This window comes from Paracoccus sp. S3-43 (assembly GCF_029027965.1).
In the GTDB taxonomy this organism is placed as follows: domain Bacteria; phylum Pseudomonadota; class Alphaproteobacteria; order Rhodobacterales; family Rhodobacteraceae; genus Paracoccus.
Genome location: NZ_CP119082.1, coordinates 2788630 through 2811235, shown reverse-complemented (window position 1 = coordinate 2811235; position 22606 = coordinate 2788630). Strand labels below are relative to the sequence as shown.

The window sequence follows — 22606 nt, the reverse complement described above, 5'->3', positions numbered from 1 at the left end:
GATCCTCGACGGGCTGGCCGCGGCAGGCTAAGCCAGGGGGCAAGGAGGAACCCATGACCCGCATCCGCATCGAACCGATCACCGCCGACGCCTTCGCCCCCTTTGGGGATGTTCTGACCCCGCGCGCCACGCCCGACCGCATGATCAACGCGGGCCGCTGCGAACGCCACCACGCGCTTGCCACCGTCGAGACCGGCGGGGGCGACGCGATCATCTCGATCTTCCGGTCGCAGGCGGTCAGCCTGCCCTATGACTGCGCCCTGCTGGAACGCCATCCGCTGGGCAGCCAGGCCTTCATGCCGCTGGGGCCGGGGGCCTGGCTGTCGGTGGTGGCCCCCGACGACGACGGCACGCCCGGCCAGCCGCGCGCCTTCCTGGTGCCCGCAGGCACCGGCGTCAACCTGCGCGCGGGCGTCTGGCACGGGGTGCTGACGCCGCTGGACAGCCCGGCGGATTTCCTGGTGGTGGACCGGGAAGGCGCGGGCGTGAACCTTGAAGAGGTGACCATTCCCGCTGTAACCATCACCGCATGAGCCTGCCGGACTTCAGCGTTGAACATGCCGCCCTGGCCCGAGGCGCCCGCCATGTCGCGGGCGTGGACGAGGTCGGGCGCGGCCCCCTGGCCGGGCCCGTGACCGCCGCCGCCGTGATCCTGGACCCCACCAGCATCCCCGACGGGCTGAACGATTCCAAGAAGCTGACCGCGAAACGCCGCGAAGCCCTGGCCGAATGGCTGGCCGCCAACTGCGATCATTGCATTATCCATGTCGGCGTCGAGGAGATCGACCGCCTGAACATCTATCACGCGGCCCATCTGGCGATGTGCATGGCGGTCGCGGGCCTGCGCCAGCGGCCCTGCCTTGTGCTGGTGGACGGCAACCGCATCCCCCGCGACCTGTCCTGCCCCGGAGAGGCGATCGTCCAGGGCGATGCGCGCTGCGTGACGATCGCCGCCGCGTCGATCCTGGCCAAGGTGGCGCGCGACCGGCTAATGGTGGATTTGGCGCAACAACATCCCGGCTATGGCTGGGAGGCGAATGCCGGTTACGCCACGCCCGTCCACAAACGCGCGCTGCTAGATCTGGGCGTCACCCCCTTTCATAGGCGTTCCTTCGAGCCGGTGCACAACATCTTGTGTAAAGAGCTGCAATCAACCCCTTGATTCAAAAAAAGAAATTGACGCCGATTCGGGTCTGAATCATGGTAGCGGGACACAGACCGGCCCAAGCCGGCACCACTCCCGAGGCAGAGATGATAAAGACCAAGGATCAGCGCATGGCAGCCGCGCGACCGTTACCCCTGAATCAAATCCTGGCAGGCGACTGCATCCAGGCGATGAACGCGCTTCCCGAAGCCAGCGTGGACCTGATCTTCGCCGATCCGCCCTATAACCTGCAACTGCGCGGCGACCTGCATCGGCCCGACAATTCCAAGGTCGATGCCGTCGACGATCACTGGGACCAGTTCTCCAGCTTCGCCAGCTATGACGCCTTCACCCGCGACTGGCTGGCCGCCGCGCGCCGCTTGCTGAAACCCGACGGCGCGATCTGGGTCATCGGCAGCTATCACAACATCTTCCGCGTGGGGGCCGAGATCCAGAACCAGGGCTTCTGGATCATGAACGACGTGATCTGGCGCAAGGCGAACCCGATGCCGAATTTCCGGGGCAAGCGGCTGACGAACGCCCACGAAACGCTGATCTGGGCCGCGAAGTCCGAGGCTTCGAAATACACCTTCAACTACGAGGCGCTGAAGTCGCTGAACGAAGGCGTGCAGATGCGGTCCGACTGGGTGCTGCCGATCTGCAACGGCGGCGAACGGCTGAAGGACGCGGCGGGCGACAAGGCCCATCCGACGCAGAAGCCGGAATCGCTGCTGCACCGGGTCATCATAGGCACCACCAATCCCGGCGACGTGGTGCTGGATCCGTTCTTCGGCACCGGCACGACCGGCGCGGTCGCCAAGATGCTGGGCCGCGACTTCATCGGCATCGAGCGCGAGGAGGCCTATCGCACGGTCGCGGAAAGGCGGCTGTCCCGCATCCGCCGCCTGGATGCCGAGGCACTGGCCACGACCCGCGCCAAACGCGCCGAACCGCGCATTCCCTTCGGCCAGGTGGTCGAACGCGGGATGCTGCGGCCGGGCGAGGAATTGTATTCCATGAACAACCGCCACAAGGCCAAGGTGCGCGCCGACGGCTCGGTGATCGGCAATGACGTGAAGGGGTCGATCCATCAGGTCGGTGCCGCCCTGGAAGGCGCGCCCAGCTGCAACGGCTGGACCTATTGGTGCTACAAGCGCGAAGGCAGGATGATCCCCATCGACATCCTGCGCCAGCAGATCCGCGCCGAGATGGAAGGCGAGGTTTCCCGCCCCAACTGAGGCGTCCCGGTTCGCCAGGTTCCCCCCAGGCTGCCGCCATCGGGGGGAACCCCCTTGCCCCGCCATCCACGCATGGCGGGGCCTTTTCAGGCCGTCCGCTCAGACCCAGGGCCGGGCCTGAGCCATCTGCGTTTCATAGTTTTCGATGCGGGGCGCCTTTTCCATGGTCAGCCCGATATCGTCCAGCCCGTTCAGCAGGCAATGCTTGCGGAACGGATCGACATCGAACGCAAAGACCACCCCGTCCGATGTGGTGACGGTCTGGCTTTCCAGATCCACCGTCATCCGGGCATTGGCGCCCTTGCGCGCATCCTCCATCAGCGCGTCCACGGCATCCTGCGGCAGGACGATGGGCAGGATGCCGTTCTTGAAGCAGTTGTTGAAGAAGATGTCGGCGAAGCTGGTCGAGATCACGCAGCGGATGCCGAAATCCAGCAGCGCCCAGGGCGCGTGTTCGCGCGACGACCCGCAGCCGAAATTGTCCCCGGCCACGATGATCTCGGCCTGCCGATAGGCGGGCTTGTTCAGCACGAAATCCGGCAGCTCGGTCCCGTCGCGGTCATAGCGCAATTCGTCGAACAGATTGACCCCCAGGCCCGACCGCTGGATCGTCTTGAGGAACTGTTTCGGGATGATCATGTCGGTGTCGATATTGACCAGCGGCATGGGTGCCGCGATGCCGGTCAGGGTGGTGAACTTGTCCATCGGATATCCTGTTTCCTGCGGGCGGATGCGATCATAGCCATCGGCCATACGGTCTTCAAGCTGCCGATACGACATGGCAAGCGGCCGGACGAAACGAACAAGCCCCGCGATGATCGCGGGGCTTGGGTTGGTCGGGTCGTTCGCAGGGATCAGGCGGCCTTGCGACGACGCGCGGCAGCCCCCAGGGCGCCCATACCGCCCAGCAGCAGGAAGCCCGCGGCAGGCAGCGGAACGGGGGCCACGTCGATGCGCAGCACCAGATCGTCGAAGTCGCGGTCGTTCTGCGCGATATCGTCGAACAGCGCGTACCACGAAGTATCGCTGATACGGAGGTAACCGATCGCATAATCCCCGGTCGCCGGATCGGCAACATCGTGATTGTGGAAATAGGACAGGGGGTTTGCGGTGTGGAACGTAAAGTTCACGAGGTCGGCACCGGCTTGCGTGTAGGTGTAGCTGCTGCCGACGGTAGCGGTCGCATTCTCGAACAGGAAATTGCCGTCAATGCCGAAACCATAGGAACTGTTCTGGTGCCCCGCCTCGTAGCCCAGATAGGTAAACGTGACCCTGGCCGGACCGCTGACCGACAGACCGTTCGATGCGGTCTTCTTGTCGCCCGAGATGAACTCGATATCCTGGCCATTCAGATCGACGGGGCTGCCTGTCGGATTGAAGCCGGAAAGATTGAATTGCGTTTCGGTCGGAGCCACAAGGCTCAGCGTGGCGGCGCTCGCGCCGGTTGCCATCAGAGCGGCAACAGCAGTCGCCGTGGCGAATGTTGCGATGTTCATCTCATTCCTCCCAATTATTACCGAATGACTCATTATGGCACGTCTGGCGGGCGATCATCGCCGCACCGTGGTTTCAAAGTGGTAACATAAAATTTGATTCAAGTCTCCGCGAAAGCCCGTTCGGCGGGGGGAATCACATGCTCTTTTCGACAGGTGTTCCCGTCCTGATTGTGCCCGGAAAACGGCCTATATCAGAGGCTGTCGGGGAATTTGCATCGCCTGCAAAAACGTGCCGCCATCCTGATTCGCGCGGTGGCGTGGGGTGAATCAGGCGGCCGCCGCAGCAGCCGCCGCAGCAGCCGCCACAGCAGCCGCCATGACCGCGCCCGCGGGATCAGGCGGCCACAGCAGCCGCCATGACCGCGCCCGCGGGATCAGGCGAAATCGCGGATGTCGACCAGATGGCCGGCGATGCCCGCCGCCGCCGCCATGGCCGGCGACATCAGATGGGTGCGACCCTTGTATCCCTGCCGCCCCTCGAAATTTCGATTGCTGGTCGCGGCGCAGCGTTCGCCGGGGGCCAGCTGGTCGGGATTCATGCCCAGGCACATCGAACAGCCCGCCAAGCGCCATTCGAAACCAGCCTCCTTGAAGATCGCGTCCAGCCCTTCCTCCTCGGCCTGGGCGCGGACCAGGCCCGAACCCGGCACGACCATGCCGCGCACGCCGGGCGCCAGCCTGCGGCCGCGCAGCACCTCGGCTGCGGCGCGCAGATCCTCGATCCGGCCGTTGGTGCAGGAACCGATGAACACCGCGTCGATGGCGATGTCGGTCAGCCGCGTGCCGGGGGTCAGGCCCATATAGTCCAGCGACCGCCGCGCGGCCTCGACCTTGCCGCCGGTGAAATCCGAAGGATCGGGGACCGTCGCGGTGATCGGCAGCGCGTCCTCGGGCGAGGTGCCCCAGGTGATGGTGGGGGCGATATCCTCGCCGCGCAGGGTGACGACCTTGTCCCACTGCGCGCCCTCGTCGGAAAACAGCGTCTTCCACCAGGCGACGGCCGCTTCCCATTGCGCGCCCTTCGGCGCATGGGGACGGCCCCTGACGTAATCGAAGGTGGTCTGGTCGGGCGCGATCAGGCCCGCGCGGGCGCCGCCCTCGATGGCCATGTTGCAGATCGTCATGCGGCCTTCCATGGACAGGCCGCGGATCGCCTCGCCGCAATATTCGATGACATGGCCGGTGCCGCCCGCCGTGCCGGTCCGGCCGATGATCGCCAGCACCACGTCCTTGGCGGTGACGCCGGGGGCCAGGCGGCCCGTCACCTCGACCTTCATGTTCTTCGATTTCTTCTGGATCAGCGTCTGGGTGGCCAGCACATGCTCCACCTCGCTGGTGCCGATGCCGTGGGCCAGCGCGCCGAAGGCGCCATGCGTGGCGGTATGGCTGTCGCCGCAGACCACCGTCATGCCGGGCAGGGTCCAGCCCTGTTCGGGACCGACGATATGGACGATGCCCTGGCGGATGTCGTTCACCGGGTAATAGACCACGCCGAAGTCGCGGGCGTTGCGGTCCAGCGCGTCGACCTGGATGCGCGATTCCTCGTTGTCGATGCCCTGTTCGCGGTCCCAGGTGGTCGGCACGTTGTGGTCGGGCACGGCGATGGTGCGGTCGGGGGCGCGGACGGTGCGGCCGGTCATGCGCAGCCCTTCGAAGGCCTGCGGGCTGGTCACTTCGTGGACCAGATGGCGGTCGATATACAGAAGGCAGGTGCCGTCGTCCTGGCGGTCGACGACATGGGCGTCCCAGATCTTGTCGTAAAGCGTCCGCGCGGCGGCGGATTGGGGTTCGGTGATCATGGCTGTTTGGCTTTCGGCTGTGATGTGATCATGACGGACAGGCGGCTGCGGCAGGACCGCAGCCCGTCACAGTCGCGCCGTCACGCAGTTTGCTTCGCCGAAGAATCGCGAGGGCAGGCGGGCGCGGTCATGGATGTCGAAATAGATGAACCCGGACATGCGCCTGTTCTAATCGTCTTTGCCCATTGACGCAATATTGCCGACAAGCCCCGGTACAATCGGACCGGGAACATTGAGATGGCCTGAAAAGGTGCTATCTTTGATCCATCCCCTGCGCCGGGGGCGATCGGCGCGCTGACCGGAGGATTGAACCCTGTCACAAGACGTCTCGCCGGCCACGGGGCCGGCAGCGATCCCCGCGGCGCAGGATCTGACCAGCGACCAGATCCTTGACCGCATCCTGTCCTCGCTTGACGACGACAAGGCCGAGGACATCGTCACGATCGACCTGCGCGGCCGGTCGGCCATGGCGGATCACATGGTGATCGCATCGGGCCGCAGCGCGCGCCAGGTCGGCGCCATCGCCGAAAAGCTGGCCGAGCGGATGAAGCAGATCACCGGCCGCACCCCCCGGATCGAAGGCAAGGACACCGGCGACTGGGTGCTGATCGACACCGACGATGTCATCGTCCATGTCTTCCGGCCCGAGGTGCGCGAATTCTATCAGCTTGAAAAGATGTGGATGCCCGCCGACGCGCTCAGCCGCGTGCGCGACCAGGCCCGCCCCGCGCATTAGGCCGGGCGGGACACCATGCGGATCGACATCGCCGCGGTCGGACGGCTGCGCAAGGGCCCCGAGGCGGCGATGGTGGCGGATTACCTCGACCGTTTCGCCAGGACCGGCCGCAGCCTTGGCCTGCCCCCCGTCACCCTGACCGAGGTCGAGGACAAGCGCGGCGGCGGCATGGCCGCCGAGGCCGAGCTTCTGTCCCGCGCCATCCCGCCGGGCGCGGCCCTGGTGGTGATGGACGAACGCGGCGACCAGCCCACGTCGCCGGACTTCGCGGGGCGGCTGGCGGGATACCGGGACCGGGCCCGCGATCTCTGTTTCGTGATCGGCGGTGCGGACGGGGTGGATCCGTCGCTGTGCGCCCGCGCCGACTGGCAGATCAGCCTGGGCCGGATGGTCTGGCCGCATCTGCTGGTTCGGGTGATGCTGGCCGAACAGCTCTATCGCGCCGCCACCATCCTGGCCGGATCGCCCTATCACCGCGAATGATCGTCTTCTTCACGCAAATATCCTCTGGGGGTCCGGGGGGCGAAGCGCCCCCGGCCTTGCGGTTGCCGCAAGCGCCGCACAGGCGTAACAAGGCGCAAACCATCCCCGAGGGACGATATGACGAAACCTGTGGTCCTGTGCATCCTTGACGGCTGGGGCATATCCGACCGGCCCGAACAAAGCGCGCCCGACCAGGCGGCGACGCCGAATTTCGACCGGCTGATGCGCGACTGCCCCCATGCCATGCTGACGACCTTCGGCCCGGATGTGGGCCTGCCGCGCGGCCAGATGGGCAATTCCGAGGTCGGCCACACCAATATCGGCGCGGGCCGGGTCGTCGCCATGGACCTGGGCCAGATCGACCTTGCGATCGAGGACGGCAGCTTCGTGGGCAACGAAGGGCTGGTGCGATTCGTGGAACGGCTGCAGGCCACGGGCGGAACGGCGCATCTGATGGGCATCGTCTCGGACGGGGGGGTGCATGGCCATGTCGTCCATGTCCAGGCCGCCATCCGCGCCATCGCCGCCGCTGGCGTGCCGGTCGTGGTCCACGCGATCACCGACGGGCGCGACGTGCCGCCGCAATCCGCCATGGGATTCATCACCGAATTGCAGGGCAGCCTGCCCGAGGGCGCGCGGATCGGCACCGTCATCGGCCGCTATTACGCGATGGACCGCGACAACCGCTGGGAACGGATCGAACGCGCCTATCGCGCCATCGTCGCGGGCCAGGGCGAAGCCGCGCTGTCGGCCGACCTGGCCGTCACCATGGCCTATGCGCGGGGCGAGACCGACGAATTCATCCAGCCCTTCATCATCGACGGCTATAACGGCGCGATGGACGGGGACGGGTTCTTCTGCCTCAACTTCCGGGCCGACCGCGCGCGAGAGATCCTGACCGCCCTGGCCGATCCGGCCTTCGATCGGTTCGACACCGGCGACCGTCCCGAATGGGCGGCGCTGCTGGGCATGGTCGATTACAGCACCCGCCACGACGAATACATGGCCGCCGCCTATCCCAAGCGGCAGGTGGTCAACACGCTGGGCGCCTGGGTGGCGGCCAAGGGCCTGCGCCAGTTCCGCCTGGCCGAGACCGAGAAATATCCCCATGTCACCTTCTTCCTGAACGGCGGCAAGGAGGCCCCCGAACCGGGCGAGGACCGCTTCATGCCCTCCAGCCCCAAGGTCGCGACCTATGACCTGGCCCCGGAAATGGCCGCCGACCAGGTGGCCGACAAGCTGGTTCAGGTGATCGGCGCGGGCTATGACCTGATCGTGGTGAATTTCGCCAATCCCGACATGGTGGGCCATACCGGCAGCCTGCCCGCCGCCATGCTGGCCTGCGAGGCGGTGGATCGCGGCCTGGGCCGGATGCTGGACGCGCTGGACCGGGCGGGCGGCGCGGCGGTGATCTGCGCCGATCACGGCAATTGCGAAACCATGATCGACCCGGTGACCGGCGGCCCGCATACCGCGCATACCACCAACCCGGTGCCGGTGATCGTCTATGGCGGGCCGGCGGGCGCGCGCCTGCGCAGCGGGCGGCTGGCCGATCTGGCGCCCACCGTCCTGGACCTGATGGGCCTGGACAAGCCCGCCGAGATGACCGGCGAAAGCCTGATCGAGACCGCATGAAGCTCTTTCGCTCTCTGGCGCTTGCCGCGCTGATCGCCGCGCCGGGATCGGCCCAGGAACCCCAGCCCTCGGTCACGGCCGCGGTGGCCGAGGCGCAGGACGCCGCCGCCCAGTTGCGCGCCGCCGTCGCCAAGCTGGCCGATGCCGTATCGGCCGATGACCAGGTCGTCGCCCTGACCGAGGTGATCCGGGGCTATGAACAGGGCCTTGCCGCCCTGCGCGAGGGCCTGCGCCAGGCAAGCGCGCGCGAAGCCGACCTGCGCGCCCGCTTCGAATCGCAGCGCGGGCGGCTGGCCTCGGTCCTGGGGGCGATGACGGCGCTGCAACAGGCGCCCGAAACCACCCTGCTGCTGCATCCGGCGGGCGCGCTTGCCAATGCCCGGTCGGGGATGGTCCTGGCCGATGTCACCCCCGGCCTGCGGGCCGAGGCGGAACGGTTGCAGGACGACCTGGCCGAAATCGCCACCGTGCGCGACTTGCAGGCGGGCGCGGCGCAGATGCTGGCGGCGGGGCTGGCCTCGGTGCAGGAGGCGCGCCGGCTGCTGGCCAGCGCCGTCACAGACCGCTCCAGCCTGCCCGTCCGCTTTGCCGAGGCCCCAGCGGAACTGCAAAAGCTGCGCGACGCGGCGCAGTCGCTGGACGAATTCGCCGCCGGGGTCGCCAAGGTCCAGATGGATGTCGGCCCGCCGATGGAGGATTTCGAAGGCGCGCGCGGCGCCCTGCCGCTGCCGGTGGTGGGCACCATCCTGCGCCTTTACGACCAGCCCGATGCCGCCGGGGTCGAACGGCCCGGCTGGGTGATCGCCACGCCGCCCGCCGCCCTGGTGACGACGCCCTGGCCCGCCACCATCCGCTATCGCGGGCCGCTGCTGGATTACGGCAATGTGATGATCGTCGAACCCGCGCGCGGGTATCTTCTGGTCTTCGCGGGCATGTCGCAGGTGTTCGGAGAGGTGGGCGACGTGCTGCAAGCGGGCGATCCGCTGGGCCTGATGGGCGGGACCGAGGCGCCGGCGCAGGAATTCGGCGCGCAATTCGTGACCGATGCCGCCATTGGCGGTCATGCAGGGCAGACCGAATCCCTGTATCTGGAATTGCGCAAGGGACAGGAAACTCTGGACCCGGCGGACTGGTTCGTGCTGAATCCCGTCGTGGAGCCTGAACAGGATTGAAGGCAGGAAAGGCCGTCATGAAACATTATCTGATCGCAGGGGTGGGCGGGGTTCTGGCCGGGGCGCTGTTGACCACCCAGATCGCCGGGCCGCTGGTGGCCCAGGAAACCGGCTCCAACGCCTCGATCTATGAACAGCTCGAACTGTTCGGCAACGTCTTCGAACGGGTCCGCGCCGATTTCGTCGAGGCGCCCGACGACAAGAAGCTGATCGAGGCCGCGATCAACGGAATGCTGACATCGCTGGATCCGCATTCCAGCTTTCTGTCGGCCAGCGATTACCAGGACATGCAGACCCAGACCCGCGGCAGCTTCGGCGGCTTGGGGATCGAGGTCAGCCAGGAGGAGGGGCTGGTCAAGGTCGTCTCGCCCATCGACGACACCCCTGCGGCGCGGGCGGGCGTCAAGACCGGGGATTTCATCACCCATGTGAACGGCGAATCGCTGATGGGCCTGACGCTGGATCAGGCCGTGGACATGATGCGCGGCCCCATCGGGTCAGAGATCACCGTCACCATCCTGCGCGAGGGCGAGACCGAGCCGTTCGATCTGACCATGACCCGCGACACGATCAAGCTGACGGTCGTCAAGACCCGGATCGAGGGGAAATCGGTCGTGCTGCGCGTCTCGACCTTCAACGACGAGACCTATGACACGCTGAAATCCGAACTGGACAAGGCGGTCAAGGAAGCGGGCGGCATCGACAAGGTGACCGGCTTCGTGCTGGATCTGCGCAACAACCCCGGCGGGTTGCTGAACCAGGCGATCAGCGTGTCCGACGCCTTCCTGGACGCGGGCGAAATCGTCAGCACCCGCGGCCGCAACCCCGAGGAAAGCGAACGCTGGAACGCCGAGCCGGGCGACCTGGCCCAGAGCAAGCCGATGGTCGTGTTGACCAATGGCGGTTCCGCCAGCGCGTCGGAAATCGTCGCGGGCGCCTTGCAGGATCATCGCCGCGCCATCGTGGTGGGCGAAAAGACCTTCGGCAAGGGCTCGGTCCAGACGGTGATGCCGGTGACGGCCGACAGCGCCATCCGGCTGACCACGGCGCGCTATTACACGCCGTCGGGCCGGTCGATCCAGTCGCTGGGCATCCAGCCCGACATCCTGGTGGCCCAGCCCTCGCCCCCGCCCGCCTCGGAAGAGGACGAGGCAGGCCCCCGCAGCCAGTCGAATTTCGGCCGGTCCGAAGCCGATCTGCGCGGCGCGCTGAACAACGATTCGGTCAGCGACGACGAAAAGCAGCAGATGGAGCAGGAGGCCGCCGAGGTCGAGGCCACCGCCAAGCTGCGCGAGGAAGACTATCAGCTCGCCTATGCGGTCGATATCCTGAAGGGCCTGGCGGCGGTCGATTTCCGCGCCGGTCAGGTGCCTGCGGAAGCCACCCCCGCCGTCACCGGCGAGGGGTCGGGGACCGATGGATCGGGCGCGGCCAACACGAATGGCTGAGCCGGAGCGGACCGGACCGGGCGGGCTGCCCTATCGCCCCTGCGCCGGGGTGGTGCTGATCAATGCCGATGGCCTGGTCTTCGCTGGCCAGCGCATCGACATGCCCGGCGCCTGGCAGATGCCTCAGGGCGGCATCGACAAGGGCGAGGATCCCCGCCAGGCCGCCCTGCGCGAACTGGCCGAGGAAACCGGCCTTCCCGCCGACAAGGTCGAGGTTTTGGGCGAAACCCCGGACTGGGTCTATTACGACCTGCCGCCCGAATTGCTGGGCAAGGTCTGGAAGGGCCGCTATGGCGGGCAACGCCAGAAATGGGTGCTGATGCGGTTTCTGGGGGACGACAGCGACATCCGCATCGAAACGGATCACCCCGAGTTCGAGGAATGGCGCTGGATGCCTGCCGCGGCGCTGCTGGAGAATATCGTGCCGTTCAAGCGCGGGGTTTACGAGGAGGTGCTGGCGGCGTTCCGGGAGTGGGTGAGATAAAGTGACACTAATGTTCACTACTTAAGCTGGAAACGCAGAAGGAAAGATCTGTAATGTGGGCGGCAATCATTAGGCCGTGTTGACAAAAGGGATTCACAGGACGTGCTGAACGTGATTCAAGCTGGTATCTGCGATGGAGACCAGCTTGGCACGAGACCTGATGTCTGACGAGGAATGGGCGTTTCACGAACGCTTCATTCTGGCCGTCCGCGCACCGAACGGGCGCAAACCCATGAACCATCGTCTTGTTCTGGATGGGATTTTCTGGATAGCCCGCACAGGTTCGCCGTGGCGTGACCTGCCGGAAGAGTTCGGCAAGTGGTCGTCGGTCTACCGCCAGTTCCGGCGCTGGACCCTGGCCGGGCTGTGGGAAGGGATACTGGAGGCCCTGAACGAGAGCGGGGTGGTTCCAGCGGCCTTGCAGATGATCGACAGCACCGTGGTCCGCGCCCATCATCAGGCAGCGGGCGCTAAAGGGGGACTCCGCGACAGGGTTTTGGCCGTTCGCGAGGTGGCTTCACGACAAAGATCCACCTCCGCGTCAATGGCGCAGGCCTGCCCATGAGGTCGGACATCACGCCGGGCCAGACATCGGACTATCTGGGCTTTGACCTCATCATGGACGACAACCTGCCAGAGCCCTCCGTCCTGCTGGCGGATCGCGGCTATGACTCTGACAGGGTTCGAGAAACCATGGAGGCGCGCAACGTCGTGCCGGTGATCCCGATGCGAAAGTCCCGCAAGCTGCGCGTGGCCGTGGACCGAACCCTTTACCGGCTGCGCAACCTCGTCGAGCGCTGCTTCAACAAGCTCAAGAATGCCCGCCGCGTCGCCACCCGCTACGACAAAACCGCAGAGAGCTTCCTGGGCTTCATCGACATCACCTCGATCCGCATCTGGCTCCGCCATTTGTCAACATGACCTACGGCGATGGCTACGATTCTGGTTTCTGCTGGAACGTTCTTCTTCACAAAAAAGGCTGAACGGAGCGCGGTCTGGCGTTCTAAGAAGCTAGCCTACTATGAGGAGTTCTTTGGAGCGGCAAGTGGGATTGTTGGAGATGCAACACCAATTGAAGCAAAAATGAGGTTTGCCACTTCTGTCAACAACTTACATTTAGTCGGATCACCTGGTGTTATAAAGTCTCTGCACCAATTTATTGACGAAATTGCAGTTTCAAATGATAATCGAACGCAATCCAAACACGATGAACTTTGGTCGGCGTTAGTTTGGGAAATTCGCGCCGATTTGAACGATCCTCCCAGCAAAGATCCGTTGACGTTTTCTGCTAGGCTGTGGGCCTCAGGAGTGGGGCGCAATTCCTAATTTCATGGATCCTTTTCTTTCGCGAGCGTCCATACAGATTTTGGAACTGTCATGTTAGAAAGGGGCGCCCATATTGGATGCCCCTCTTTCCCTCACCGCCGCAACTGCTCCAGCAGGATCGAGGTCGGATAACCGTCCGGCGTCACCCCGATGGACCGCTGGTAGGCCGCGACCGACTCCATCGTGGCGGACCCGAACAGCCCGTCGATCTCGCCCTGATAGAAGCCCTTGGCGCGCAGGCGCTGCTGGATTTCCTGGCGCTCGCCGGTGGACAGGGTGCGGTCGTTGCGGGGCCACGATCCCTGCACGCCCGGACGGCCGGCGATGCGCTCGCCCAGAAACGCCACGCCCAACGCATAGTTGTCGGAATTGTTGTAGCGCAGGATCGACCGGAAATTGTCGAGGATCAGGAAGGCCGGGCCGTTCGCCCCCGCCGGCATGATGATCGACCCGTTGCCGCCGGGCAGCGGACCGCCGCCGATCCGGCGGACGCCCTGCGCCGCCCAGTCGGACCGGCGCGTGCCCTTGCCGACCAGGCCCATGTTGAAGCCTTGGGGCAGTTGCACCTCGGCCCCCCAGGGCTGGCCGGGCACCCAGCCGTTGCGGCGCAGATAGTTCGCGGTCGAGGCCAGCGAATCGGTCGGATCCTCGGACCAGATGTCGCGGCGGCCGTCGCCGGTGAAATCGACCGCGTAATCCAGATAGGAGGTCGGCATGAACTGGGTATGGCCCATCGCACCGGCCCAGGAACCCAGCATGTGTTCGGGATCGGTATCGCCCGCTTGCAGGATCTTCAGCGAGGCGATCAGCTGGTTCTGGAACATCTCGCCCCGGCGGCCGTCATAGGCCAGCGTCGCCAGCGACGGGATGATCTGCATCTTGCCGCGATTGGCGCCGAAATTCGATTCCATCCCCCAGACGGCCAGCACGATCTCGCGCGGGACGCCATAGCGCGCCTCGAGCGCCGACAGGGTGCCCGACAGTTGCGCGGATTTCTGGCGGCCGGTGGTGACGCGCACGTCCGACACGGCGCTGTCCAGATACAGCCAGACCGGGCGGCTGAACTCGGCCTGCTTGCGGTCCAGGCGGATCACGTCGGGGTTGTAGCGGGCGATGCGCATGGCCCGGTCATAGGTCGCGGGCGACACGCCCGAGGCCAGGGCGCGCGGCCGGAAGGACTGGACGAAGCGTTGCAGCCCGGCCTCGTCCCCGGCGGATGCGGCGGGGATCGGCGCGGGCGTGACGGGACCGCCGCCCGACGGACCGCCGGGCGCGCGGTTGATCGGCGTGGCGCAGGACGCCAGCGCGCCCACCAGGGCGGTGGTCAGGAAGATGCGGGGAAAGCTCATGAGGATCGCCTGTTCGTGACTGCTTCGATTGTTGTTGTGAAGCAGCGTAACAAACCCCGTCCGCCTTGGGTAGGCCCGCGCGGGCTAATGCAGGATGTCGTCCGCGTCGCCCTCGCAACCTTTGAAGAAGGGCTGCATCTGCGCGATGACGACCGAGTTTTCGTTCAGGGCACGCTGCATCAGGGCGCGTTCGTCCGCGTCGATCTCGTGGCCCTCGGCCAGCCGGTCCTCCAGCGTGCCGTAGCCGGTCACGTCCAGCGGCGCCAGATCCGCCTGCTTAAGGATGGCCACGGTTTCACGCACCGCCTCGGCCTCGTCCCCGCCCGCGGCATAGCAGATGAGCGCCGCGCCGGTCGATCCGTCGGGCAGGCCGTCATCCTTGGTGCGGCCCACCTCGACCAGCAGGGTATAGACGTTCATGCGGGCCTCCGTGATGATCGGTCCTGCAACAACACGGCTGACGCCAAAGCGCAAGACGCTTGGCGCGAGGGGACAGAGGACATGAGCAAGAGCCTGGCGCGGGTCAGGGCCGCCCTTGACGGGGCAGGCGTGGCGGTCGAAATCCTGGAGATGGCGGACAGCACCCGCACGGCGGCCGAGGCCGCGCAGGCGGCGGGCTGTCATGTGGACCAGATCGCCAAGTCGATCATCTTCCGGGGCGAGGCGTCGGGTCATGCGGTCCTGTTCCTGACCGCCGGCGGCAACCGCGTCGATCCGGCCAGGGCGACGCAGGTGGCGGGCCAGCCGCTGGGCAAGGCCGACGCCGCGCTGATCCGCGAGGAAACCGGTTTCGCCATCGGCGGCGTGGCCCCGGTCGGGCATCTGAAGCCGGTGGCGGCGTTCTTCGACCCGCGCCTGCTGGAGTTCGACCGCGTCTGGGCCGCTGCGGGCACGCCGCGCCACATCTTCGCCATCGCCCCGCAGGTGCTGCTGGACCTGACTGCGGCGAAGCTGGCGGATTTCACCGGCTGAGCAGGCGGTCCATCAGCGGGCTGTCCGGCCGCTCCAGCCCCTCGATCACGTCGTAATGGTGGCGTTCCGGTTCGACCAGGCAGTCGGTCGCGGCGCCCAGGCCCGCCCAGATATCGGCCAGCAGCCGGGCCTGGCGGAGGAATTCGGGCCGCTCGTCGGCGCCGACCCAGGTGGTGACCGGGATGCCGGGGCGGGGCGCCAGCAGGGCCGGGCTGTCCGCCGCCGCCTCGGCCGCATCGAGGCGCAGCGTGGCGTTCATCGCCGTGTGCAAAAGCGGCCGCAGGTCGGCCAGCGGAGAGATCGGCACACAGCCCGTCACCCGCGCCGCCACCGCATCGGGCAGGGTGGCGTCGTCGCAGATCATCCGCGCGGCCAGATGTCCGCCCGCCGAATGGCCGGTCAGGACGATGGGCCCGCCGATGCGCCCGGCGGCCTCGGCGATGGCGGCGGCGACCTGATGCACCATCTGCGCGATCCGGGCCTGGGGCGCCAGGGTATAGCCGGGCAGGGCCGCCGCCCAGCCGCGCGCCAAGGCGCCCGCCGCCAGATGCGACCACAGATCGGGCGTGGTCTCCATCCAGTAGCCGCCGTGGACGAAGACCATCAGGCCCCGCGCGGGTCCGTCGGGGTGGAACAGGTGGCCCCGGCCCACGGCCTGGGGCGGGTGGGCGTCGCGGAACCGGGCGGCCGCGTCCTGCCAGCGGGCAAAAAAGCCCTTGCCCCCCGGAATATGGACGGTATTGGCATAGGCGTCGTCCCAATCGGTGACGTGATACGGCATCCTGCCCTCTCTTTCGCGCAGGAGAGGCTGCTGCTAGCCTGCGGTCAAGAGGGAGAGGACCATGACCGATTTCGCCGCCACCCGCCGCGCCTTCCACCTGCCGCAGGGCATCACCTATCTGGACGGCAATTCGCTGGGACCGATGCCGGTGGCGGCCAGGGACCGCGTGGCCCGGATGATGGCCGAGGAATGGTCGCAGATGCTGATCACCGGCTGGAACAAGGCGGGCTGGTATGTCCAGCCGCGCCGCATCGGCGACCGCATCGCCCGGCTGATCGGCGCGGGACCGGGGCAGGTGGTGATGGGCGACACGCTGTCGATCAAGGTGTTCCAGGCGCTCAGCGCCGCGCTGCGGCTGCGGCCCGGCCGGCGGGTGATCCTGTCGGACAGCGGCAATTTCCCGTCCGATCTGTATGTCGCGCAGGGCCTGGCCCAGGCGGTCGGGGCCGAGCTGCGCGTGGTCCCGCCCGAGGAGGTCGAGGCCGCGATCACCCCTGACTTGGCCGTCCTGATGCTGACCGAGGTCGATTACCGCACCGGGCGGCGTCACGACATGGCCGCGCTGACCGCCCGCGCGCATGAGGCTGGCGCGCTGACGGTGTGGGATCTGGCGCATTCGGCGGGGGCGGTGGATGTGGACCTGACCGGGGCGGACGCCGATTTCGCGGTCGGCTGCACCTATAAATACCTGAACGGCGGGCCGGGGGCGCCCGCCTTCATCTGGACCCATCCGCGCCATGCCGATGCCGCCCAGCCGATCCTGCAAGGCTGGATGGGCCATGACGCGCCCTTCGCCTTTGACCTGGATTACCGCCCGGCTTCGGGGGTCGAGCGGATGCGTGTCGGCACCCCGCCCGTGATCGCGCTGACCGCGCTGGACGCCGCCCTGGATGTCTGGGAAGAGGTCAGCCTGTCCGATCTGCGCGCCCGGTCCATCGACCTGACCCAGGCCTTCGTCGCCGGGGTCGAGGCGCGATGCCCGGACGTGACGCTGAATTCGCCGCGCGATCCGGCCCGGCGCGGGTCGCAGATCGGCTTTCGCCATCCCCAAGCCTATGCGGTGATGCAGGCGCTGATCGCGGCGGGCGTGGTGGGCGATTTCCGCGCCCCCGATGTGCTGCGATTCGGCTTCGCGCCGCTGTATAACGACCTGGACGACGTGGAACGGGCGGTCGACGCGCTGGCCCGCCTGTTGCAGGGCGGCCTCTGGGATGATGAAAAGTTTCGGCAGAAGGCCGCGGTGACGTAAAGGCAGGGGCTTCCCTTGGCGCCGATTGTGACGCAGACATGTCATATTTCGATGGGACATTTTGATGGGCGGCTGGCGGTTGGCATGGGGCATTGCGGTTGCGGGATTGTCGGCATTTCCGGCGGTTGCGCAAAATGACCTGTTGCGCGTCGAGCTGGTCTCGGCCCGCGAACAGCCGGTGCAGATCGACCTGCAACTGTCGGGCAGCCTGACCGCCGCCGACAGCGTGCAGATGAGCTTTCGCCAGCCCGGACGCGTGACCGACGTGCTGGTCGACGAAGGCGACCGCGTGACCGAGGGCCAGGAACTGGCGCGCCTCGATTCGGTCCAGCAGGACCAGGCCCTGCGCGTGGCCCAGGCGGGTCTTGACGCCGCCCGCGCGGGCTTGGCGCAGGCCCGCCTGGCCAGCGAACGGGCCGATGCCCTGCTGGCGCGCGGCGTCGGCACCCGCGCCGCCCGCGACGACGCCCTGCGCGCCCTGTCCGAGGCGCAGGGCACCGTCGAACGCGCCGAAAGCAGCCTGGACCAGACCCGCCGCGCGGTCGAGGATACGGTCATGCGGGCGCCCCAGGATGCGGTCGTCACCGCCCGCGACATGGCCCCCGGCCAGATCGTCGGCGCCGCGCAGCCGGTCCTGACCCTGGCCACGCTGGACGGGCTGGAGGCCGTGTTCAACGCCCCCGACCATCCCGGCCTGGACAGCGCCAAGGGCGCAGTCGTGCGGCTGGACACCCTGGACATCGACCGCCCCGAGATGCGGGGCACCGTGTCCGAGATCTCGCCCCTGGTGGATCCGGCCTCGGGGACGGTGGCGATGCGGGTCCGGATCGACGGTGTGGCGGCCGATACCGCGCTGTTGGGCGCGGCGGTGCGGGGGCATGTGGATATCGCCGTGGACCGGGGCATCGCGGTGCCCTGGACGGCGCTGATGCGCGAGGGCGGCCGGCCCGCCGTCTGGCGCGTCGATGCCGACAGCCGTGTCAGCCTGGTGCCCGTGACCATCGCACAGTTCGCCGACGGCGTGGTCTATCTTTCGGACGGGATCGCGGCGGGGGATGTGGTGGTCGGCGCGGGCTCTCAGCTTCTCTATCCCGGACGGCAGGTCCGGCAGGCCAGGGTCTTGCCATGATCCGGACGACATGCCTGCTGGCCGCCTTGTCCCTGGTTCTGGCCGCACCGGCCGGGGCGCTGGATCTGCCCGGATGGCTGGATTTCCGCTCTCATGCCGAAGCTGCCGCCCCGATCCGGCCCATCGTGTCCGAGATCGTCGAGGATCGCGGCCGGGACGCGCGGTGGATCCCCGGCGTGGTGGCGTCGCGCACGCAGGTCACGATGGCGTTCCAGACGCTGGGCCGGATGGTGTCGCGCCCCGTCGATCTGGGCGACCGGGTCCGGCAGGGCGATGTGCTGGCCAACCTGGCCGCCGAGGATCTGGAGGCAACCACCCGCGCCGCCGAGGCCGCCCTGGCCGCGGCCGAGGTTCAGCGCGACACGGCCCGCCTGACGCTGGAACGGACCAAGGCCCTGGCGGCCCGCAACGTCGCCAGCGCCGCGCAGCTGGAGCAGGCCCAACGCGCCGCCACCGCCGCCCAGGCCGGGGCCGAACAGGCCCGCTCGGCCTTGGTGCAGGCGCGCGATTCCCAGGGCCATGCGCGGATGACCGCGCCCTTTTCGGGCGTCGTCAGCGCGGTCTACGAGGCCCCCGGCAGCGTGCTGGGCGCGGGAACGCCGGTCCTGCAACTGTCGGCCGAGGATCAGCGCGAGGCGGTGATCGACCTGCCCGAATCGGCGCTTGCGGGCCTTCCCGACAATGCCGTCTTCACCCTGTGGCAGCGCACCGACCCCGACCGGCAGGTGCAGGCCGTGCTGGACCGGATCGACCCCGTGGCCGACATGGCGACCCGCACCCGCAGGCTGTATCTGACCCTGCCGCCCGACGCGCCCTTCCGCCTGGGCGCGCTGATCCGCGCCCGGCTGGGCAGCGCCAGCGAACCCGCGCTGATGCTGTCCCAGGCGGCGATCTTCCTGCGCGACGGCGCGCCGCATGTCTGGCGCGTGGTCCGTAACGAGGGCGGCGCCCATGTCGAGGCGGTTCCCGTCACCCCCAGCGTCGCCTTCCAGGGCCGCGTCCTGATCGGCGCGGGGCTGTCCCCCGGCGACGAGGTGGTGATCCGGGGCGTCAATTCGCTGACCGACGGCCAGCCCGTCGGCGAAAGGGTCGATCCGTGAAGCGTTTCAACCTGTCCGACTGGGCGCTGAACCACCGCAGCTTCGTGTGGTTCCTGCTGATCGTCTCGCTGGTGGCGGGGACGCTCAGCTATACCAAGCTGGGGCGCGAGGAAGACCCGAATTTCACCATCAAGATCATGGTGATCAGCGCCGCCCTGCCCGGCGCCACCGTGGACGAGACGCTGACCCAGGTCACCACGCGCATCGAAAAGAAGCTTGAGGAACTGGACGAGCTTTACTTTACCCGATCCGTCACCATGCCGGGCCAGGCGGTCGTCTATCTGGAGCTGCTGCCCACCACGCGCGGTCCCAAGGTGCCCGAGATCTGGAAGCGCGTGCGCGAGATGATGTCCGACATCCGCCCGGATTTCCCGCAGGAATTCGCGGGCTTCCAGTTCAACGACGATTTCGGCGATGTGTTCGGCAACATCTATGCCTTCACCGCCGACGGATACAGCCCGCGCGAATTGCGCGACCGGGTGGAACGCATCCGCAAGCAGGTGACGGGTCTGGACGCCGCCGGCAAGACCGAATTGCTGGGCGAACAGAAAGAGCAGATCTTCCTGGAATTCTCGGCCGCGCGGCTGGCGGCCCTGGGTCTCAACCAGCAGCAGGTGATCGCCACCCTGGCCCAGCAGAACGCCATCTCTCCCTCGGGGGTGATCCAGGCCGGGCCGGAACAGGTGCTGGTCCGCGTCGGCGGGCAGTTCGCCGACGCCCAGTCCATCGCCGCCGTGAACCTGCGGGTGGGCGAACGGTTCTTCAACCTGGGCGATGTGGCGACCGTCACGCGCGGCTATGAGGATCCGCCGCAATCGCTGTTCCGATACAACGGCAAGCCCGCGATCGGCTTGCAGGTGGGGATGCGCGAGGGCGAGAACATCCTGGAATTCGGCAAGGAACTGGACGCGCTGATGACCCGCGTCGCGGCCGGGCTGCCCATCGGGATCGAGATGGCCAAGGTCGCCGACCAGCCGCATGTGGTCGATTACGCCGTCGGCCATTTCGTGAAGGCCCTTGCCGAGGCGGTGCTGATCGTGCTGGTCGTCAGCTTCATCAGCCTGGGCTTCCGTGCCGGTTTCGTCGTGACGCTGACCATCCCGCTGGTGCTGGCGATCACCTTCGTGATCCTGGATCTGTACGGCATCACCTTGCAGCGGATTTCGCTGGGGGCGCTGATCATCGCGCTTGGCCTGCTGGTCGACGACGCGATGATCGCCATCGAGACGATGATTTCCCGCCTGGAAATCGGCGAACCGCTGGAAAACGCGGCCAGCTATGCCTGGACCTCGATCGCCTTCCCGATGCTGACCGGCACGCTGGTCACGGTGGCGGGCTTCATTCCCATCGGGCTGAACAATTCCGCGGCGGGGGAATTCACCTTCTCGCTGTTCGTGGTGATCGCGGTGTCGCTGGTCGTGTCCTGGATCGTGGCGGTGCTGTTCGCGCCGCTCTTGGGCGTGACCCTGCTGCGCCCCCACATGGTCCACCACGAGCCCCGGCCCGGCTGGCTGCGCCGCCGTTTCCACGGGCTGCTGCTGTGGTCGATGCGGTTCAAGTGGATCGTGATCGCGGTCACGCTGGTCCTGTTCGCGCTGTCCGTCTGGGGGATGCGCTTCGTCGAACAGCAGTTCTTTCCGACCTCGGACCGGACCGAGGTTCTGGTCGATATCGCGGAACGCCAGAACGCGTCGATCGCCAGGACGCGCGCCGACATGGACCGGCTGGAACAGATCCTGGCGGGCAATGACGACGTGCTGTTCTGGACATCCTATGTCGGCAGCGGGGCGCCGCGCTTCGTGCTGGCGATGGATGTGCCGACGCCGGGGCCCTATATGGGCCAGATCGTCATCCAGACCCCGGACCTGGCCGCGCGCGACCGGCTGAAGGCGCTGCTGATGGAGCGGGCGGCGCAGGATTTCGCGGGCGTCGACATCTATGTCAAGGATCTGGAAATCGGCCCTCCGGTCGGCAAGCCCGTGCAATACCGCATCAGCGCCCCCGATCCCGACGCCGCCCGCGACGCCGCGCGCGACCTTGCCGCCGTGCTGGCGAAAGAACCGCGCCTGCGCGACATCTCGATGGACTGGAACGAACCGGCGCGGGTGGTGCGCCTGGAAATCGATCAGGACCAGGCGCGCCGGCTGGGCGTCCCCACGCAAGAGGTCGCCGACACGCTGTCGGCGCTGTTCTCGGGCACGACGATCACCCAGCTTCGCGACGACATCTTCCTGATCGACGTGGTCGGGCGCGGCGAGGCGGAGGACCGCACCTCGATCGAATCGATCCGCAACCTGCAAATCCGCCTGCCCGACGGAGGGAGCACGCCGCTGATCTCGATCGTGTCGCTGGATTACGTCACCGAACAGCCGCTGATCGCGCAGCGCAACGGCCTGCCGACCGTGACCGTCAAGGCGGCGGTATCCACCAAGGACCAGCCCGCGACCCTGGTCGACGCCCTGGTTCCGGCGGTGGCGGAGTTCCAGGCCGGCCTGCCGCCCGACGTGACCATCACCGTGGGCGGCACGGTCGAGACATCGGCCGACAGCCAGGAACCCATCGCCGCCGTGGTGCCGGTGATGCTGCTGATCATGGCGCTGCTGGTGATGGCGCAGATGCAAAGCTTCCGGCTGGCGATGATCGTCTTTGCCGCAGCCCCCGTGGGCCTGATCGGGGTGGTCGCGGTGCTGGTGCCCTTCGGCGTGCCGATGGGCTTCGTCGCGATCCTGGGAATCCTGGCGCTGATCGGCATCCTGATCCGCAACTCGGTCATCCTGGTCCACGAGATTCAGGAGCTGCGGCATCGGGGACATACGCCCTGGAGGGCCGTGTTCGAGGCGTCGGACAGCCGCGCCCGGCCGATCCTGCTGACGGCGGCGGCGGCGTCGCTGGCGCTGATCCCGATCTCGCGCCAGGTGTTCTGGGGGCCGATGGCCTTTTCTATGATGGGCGGCATCATCGCGGGGACGCTGATCACGCTGGTCTTTGTCCCGGCGCTCTATTGCGCGGTGATGCGGGTCAGGCCGGATCCGGCTTGACGCCGGATCGCGGGCGGCGGGGCCGGT

22 protein-coding genes are annotated in these 22606 nt (G+C 67.2%); 16 read left to right on the top strand and 6 right to left on the bottom strand.

Annotation, left to right across the window (positions count from 1 at the left end):
* Window positions 1-53: 53 nt before the first annotated feature.
* From PXD02_RS14530 to PXD02_RS14520, 3 genes are all read left to right on the top strand, one after another.
* Complete coding sequence (locus PXD02_RS14530; RefSeq protein ID WP_275104546.1) at window positions 54-533, top strand: ureidoglycolate lyase; 480 nt, start codon at window positions 54-56, stop codon at window positions 531-533.
* Window positions 530-1162, top strand: coding sequence for a ribonuclease HII (locus PXD02_RS14525; RefSeq protein WP_275104545.1), 633 nt, complete (start codon window positions 530-532; stop codon window positions 1160-1162). Before PXD02_RS14530 ends, PXD02_RS14525 begins: the two co-directional genes overlap by 4 nt.
* Window positions 1163-1275: 113 nt before the next feature.
* Entirely contained in the window at window positions 1276-2382 is a 1107-nt protein-coding gene (locus tag PXD02_RS14520; RefSeq protein ID WP_275104544.1) for a site-specific DNA-methyltransferase, read from the top strand.
* A 99-nt stretch (window positions 2383-2481) separates the two neighbouring features.
* On the opposite strand, the gene leuD is transcribed toward PXD02_RS14520, so the two are convergent.
* The 3 genes from leuD to leuC form a co-directional block, all read right to left on the bottom strand.
* Window positions 2482-3087, bottom strand: a complete 606-nt coding sequence (gene leuD / locus PXD02_RS14515) for a 3-isopropylmalate dehydratase small subunit (protein WP_275104543.1) — start codon at window positions 3085-3087, stop codon at window positions 2482-2484.
* A gap of 149 nt (window positions 3088-3236) precedes the next feature.
* A complete protein-coding gene (locus tag PXD02_RS14510) occupies window positions 3237-3878 on the bottom strand; it encodes a VPLPA-CTERM sorting domain-containing protein (RefSeq protein WP_275104542.1) in 642 nt (213 codons plus the stop codon).
* Between the two features lie 374 nt (window positions 3879-4252).
* Complete coding sequence (leuC, locus tag PXD02_RS14505) at window positions 4253-5677, bottom strand: 3-isopropylmalate dehydratase large subunit (protein ID WP_275104541.1); 1425 nt, start codon at window positions 5675-5677, stop codon at window positions 4253-4255.
* Window positions 5678-6029: 352 nt separating this feature from the next.
* Between leuC and rsfS the strand changes: the two genes are divergently transcribed.
* From rsfS to PXD02_RS14465, 8 genes are all read left to right on the top strand, one after another.
* Window positions 6030-6413 carry a ribosome silencing factor gene (rsfS, locus tag PXD02_RS14500; RefSeq protein ID WP_275106445.1) on the top strand — a complete coding sequence of 128 codons (384 nt, stop codon included), beginning with the start codon at window positions 6030-6032 and terminating at the stop codon, window positions 6411-6413.
* A 15-nt stretch (window positions 6414-6428) separates the two neighbouring features.
* Window positions 6429-6896: a 23S rRNA (pseudouridine(1915)-N(3))-methyltransferase RlmH gene (rlmH, locus tag PXD02_RS14495; protein WP_275104540.1), complete on the top strand. Its 468-nt coding sequence runs from the start codon at window positions 6429-6431 to the stop codon at window positions 6894-6896.
* A gap of 117 nt (window positions 6897-7013) precedes the next feature.
* Complete coding sequence (gpmI, locus tag PXD02_RS14490) at window positions 7014-8531, top strand: 2,3-bisphosphoglycerate-independent phosphoglycerate mutase (RefSeq protein ID WP_275104539.1); 1518 nt, start codon at window positions 7014-7016, stop codon at window positions 8529-8531.
* Entirely contained in the window at window positions 8528-9703 is a 1176-nt protein-coding gene (locus PXD02_RS14485) for a murein hydrolase activator EnvC family protein (protein WP_275104538.1), read from the top strand. Before gpmI ends, PXD02_RS14485 begins: the two co-directional genes overlap by 4 nt.
* 17 nt (window positions 9704-9720) lie before the next feature.
* Entirely contained in the window at window positions 9721-11151 is a 1431-nt protein-coding gene (locus PXD02_RS14480; RefSeq protein ID WP_275104537.1) for a S41 family peptidase, read from the top strand.
* On the top strand, window positions 11144-11635 hold the full coding sequence (locus PXD02_RS14475; RefSeq protein WP_275104536.1) for an RNA pyrophosphohydrolase: 492 nt from the start codon (window positions 11144-11146) through the stop codon (window positions 11633-11635). Before PXD02_RS14480 ends, PXD02_RS14475 begins: the two co-directional genes overlap by 8 nt.
* 133 nt (window positions 11636-11768) lie before the next feature.
* Window positions 11769-12556, top strand: a protein-coding gene (locus tag PXD02_RS14470) for an IS5 family transposase (protein ID WP_275103592.1) whose coding sequence is annotated in 2 segments (ribosomal slippage) — window positions 11769-12108 and window positions 12108-12556 — 789 coding nt in all. Because the reading frame shifts where the segments join, the coding sequence is not laid out codon by codon here.
* Between the two features lie 9 nt (window positions 12557-12565).
* Entirely contained in the window at window positions 12566-12961 is a 396-nt protein-coding gene (locus tag PXD02_RS14465) for a hypothetical protein (protein ID WP_275104535.1), read from the top strand.
* 92 nt (window positions 12962-13053) lie between these two features.
* Here PXD02_RS14465 and PXD02_RS14460 read toward each other — a convergent pair whose 3' ends face one another.
* Together PXD02_RS14460 and PXD02_RS14455 are read right to left on the bottom strand one after the other, a co-directional pair.
* Window positions 13054-14310: a lytic murein transglycosylase gene (locus PXD02_RS14460; RefSeq protein ID WP_275104534.1), complete on the bottom strand. Its 1257-nt coding sequence runs from the start codon at window positions 14308-14310 to the stop codon at window positions 13054-13056.
* Window positions 14311-14394: 84 nt separating this feature from the next.
* Window positions 14395-14730 (bottom strand): hypothetical protein, encoded by a 336-nt coding sequence (locus tag PXD02_RS14455; RefSeq protein ID WP_275104533.1) that lies wholly within the window; start codon window positions 14728-14730, stop codon window positions 14395-14397.
* Window positions 14731-14811: 81 nt separating this feature from the next.
* Here PXD02_RS14455 and PXD02_RS14450 point away from each other — a divergent pair, with 81 nt between their 5' ends.
* Window positions 14812-15282, top strand: a complete 471-nt coding sequence (locus PXD02_RS14450; protein WP_275104532.1) for a YbaK/EbsC family protein — start codon at window positions 14812-14814, stop codon at window positions 15280-15282.
* Here PXD02_RS14450 and PXD02_RS14445 read toward each other — a convergent pair.
* Entirely contained in the window at window positions 15272-16063 is a 792-nt protein-coding gene (locus PXD02_RS14445; protein ID WP_275104531.1) for an alpha/beta hydrolase, read from the bottom strand. The two genes, PXD02_RS14450 and PXD02_RS14445, sit on opposite strands and share 11 nt — an antisense overlap.
* A gap of 61 nt (window positions 16064-16124) precedes the next feature.
* Here PXD02_RS14445 and kynU point away from each other — a divergent pair, with 61 nt between their 5' ends.
* The 4 genes from kynU to PXD02_RS14425 all read left to right on the top strand — a co-directional run bounded on the left by kynU (window position 16125) and on the right by PXD02_RS14425 (window position 22579).
* A complete protein-coding gene (gene kynU, locus PXD02_RS14440) occupies window positions 16125-17312 on the top strand; it encodes a kynureninase (protein WP_275104530.1) in 1188 nt (395 codons plus the stop codon).
* Between the two features lie 142 nt (window positions 17313-17454).
* Window positions 17455-18441: an efflux RND transporter periplasmic adaptor subunit gene (locus PXD02_RS14435; protein WP_275104529.1), complete on the top strand. Its 987-nt coding sequence runs from the start codon at window positions 17455-17457 to the stop codon at window positions 18439-18441.
* The gene (locus PXD02_RS14430) at window positions 18438-19541 is read left to right on the top strand and encodes an efflux RND transporter periplasmic adaptor subunit (protein ID WP_275104528.1); all 1104 of its coding nucleotides are present in this window, start codon (window positions 18438-18440) and stop codon (window positions 19539-19541) included. Before PXD02_RS14435 ends, PXD02_RS14430 begins: the two co-directional genes overlap by 4 nt.
* Window positions 19538-22579, top strand: a complete 3042-nt coding sequence (locus PXD02_RS14425) for an efflux RND transporter permease subunit (RefSeq protein ID WP_275104527.1) — start codon at window positions 19538-19540, stop codon at window positions 22577-22579. The genes PXD02_RS14430 and PXD02_RS14425 overlap by 4 nt, the downstream gene beginning before the upstream one ends.
* Window positions 22580-22606: the final 27 nt, after the last annotated feature.

Coding starts and splice junctions, on each gene's coding strand:
- leuC (WP_275104541.1), bottom strand. CDS start 5,677: ATGATCACCGAACCCCAATCCGCCGCCGCGCGGACGCTTTACGACAAG.
- PXD02_RS14520 (WP_275104544.1), top strand. CDS start 1,276: ATGGCAGCCGCGCGACCGTTACCCCTGAATCAAATCCTGGCAGGCGAC.
- PXD02_RS14430 (WP_275104528.1), top strand. CDS start 18,438: ATGATCCGGACGACATGCCTGCTGGCCGCCTTGTCCCTGGTTCTGGCC.
- PXD02_RS14525 (WP_275104545.1), top strand. CDS start 530: ATGAGCCTGCCGGACTTCAGCGTTGAACATGCCGCCCTGGCCCGAGGC.
- kynU (WP_275104530.1), top strand. CDS start 16,125: ATGACCGATTTCGCCGCCACCCGCCGCGCCTTCCACCTGCCGCAGGGC.
- gpmI (WP_275104539.1), top strand. CDS start 7,014: ATGACGAAACCTGTGGTCCTGTGCATCCTTGACGGCTGGGGCATATCC.
- rlmH (WP_275104540.1), top strand. CDS start 6,429: ATGCGGATCGACATCGCCGCGGTCGGACGGCTGCGCAAGGGCCCCGAG.
- PXD02_RS14475 (WP_275104536.1), top strand. CDS start 11,144: ATGGCTGAGCCGGAGCGGACCGGACCGGGCGGGCTGCCCTATCGCCCC.
- PXD02_RS14465 (WP_275104535.1), top strand. CDS start 12,566: ATGGCTACGATTCTGGTTTCTGCTGGAACGTTCTTCTTCACAAAAAAG.
- PXD02_RS14455 (WP_275104533.1), bottom strand. CDS start 14,730: ATGAACGTCTATACCCTGCTGGTCGAGGTGGGCCGCACCAAGGATGAC.
- PXD02_RS14530 (WP_275104546.1), top strand. CDS start 54: ATGACCCGCATCCGCATCGAACCGATCACCGCCGACGCCTTCGCCCCC.
- PXD02_RS14445 (WP_275104531.1), bottom strand. CDS start 16,063: ATGCCGTATCACGTCACCGATTGGGACGACGCCTATGCCAATACCGTC.
- PXD02_RS14460 (WP_275104534.1), bottom strand. CDS start 14,310: ATGAGCTTTCCCCGCATCTTCCTGACCACCGCCCTGGTGGGCGCGCTG.
- leuD (WP_275104543.1), bottom strand. CDS start 3,087: ATGGACAAGTTCACCACCCTGACCGGCATCGCGGCACCCATGCCGCTG.
- PXD02_RS14510 (WP_275104542.1), bottom strand. CDS start 3,878: ATGAACATCGCAACATTCGCCACGGCGACTGCTGTTGCCGCTCTGATG.
- PXD02_RS14480 (WP_275104537.1), top strand. CDS start 9,721: ATGAAACATTATCTGATCGCAGGGGTGGGCGGGGTTCTGGCCGGGGCG.
- PXD02_RS14450 (WP_275104532.1), top strand. CDS start 14,812: ATGAGCAAGAGCCTGGCGCGGGTCAGGGCCGCCCTTGACGGGGCAGGC.
- PXD02_RS14485 (WP_275104538.1), top strand. CDS start 8,528: ATGAAGCTCTTTCGCTCTCTGGCGCTTGCCGCGCTGATCGCCGCGCCG.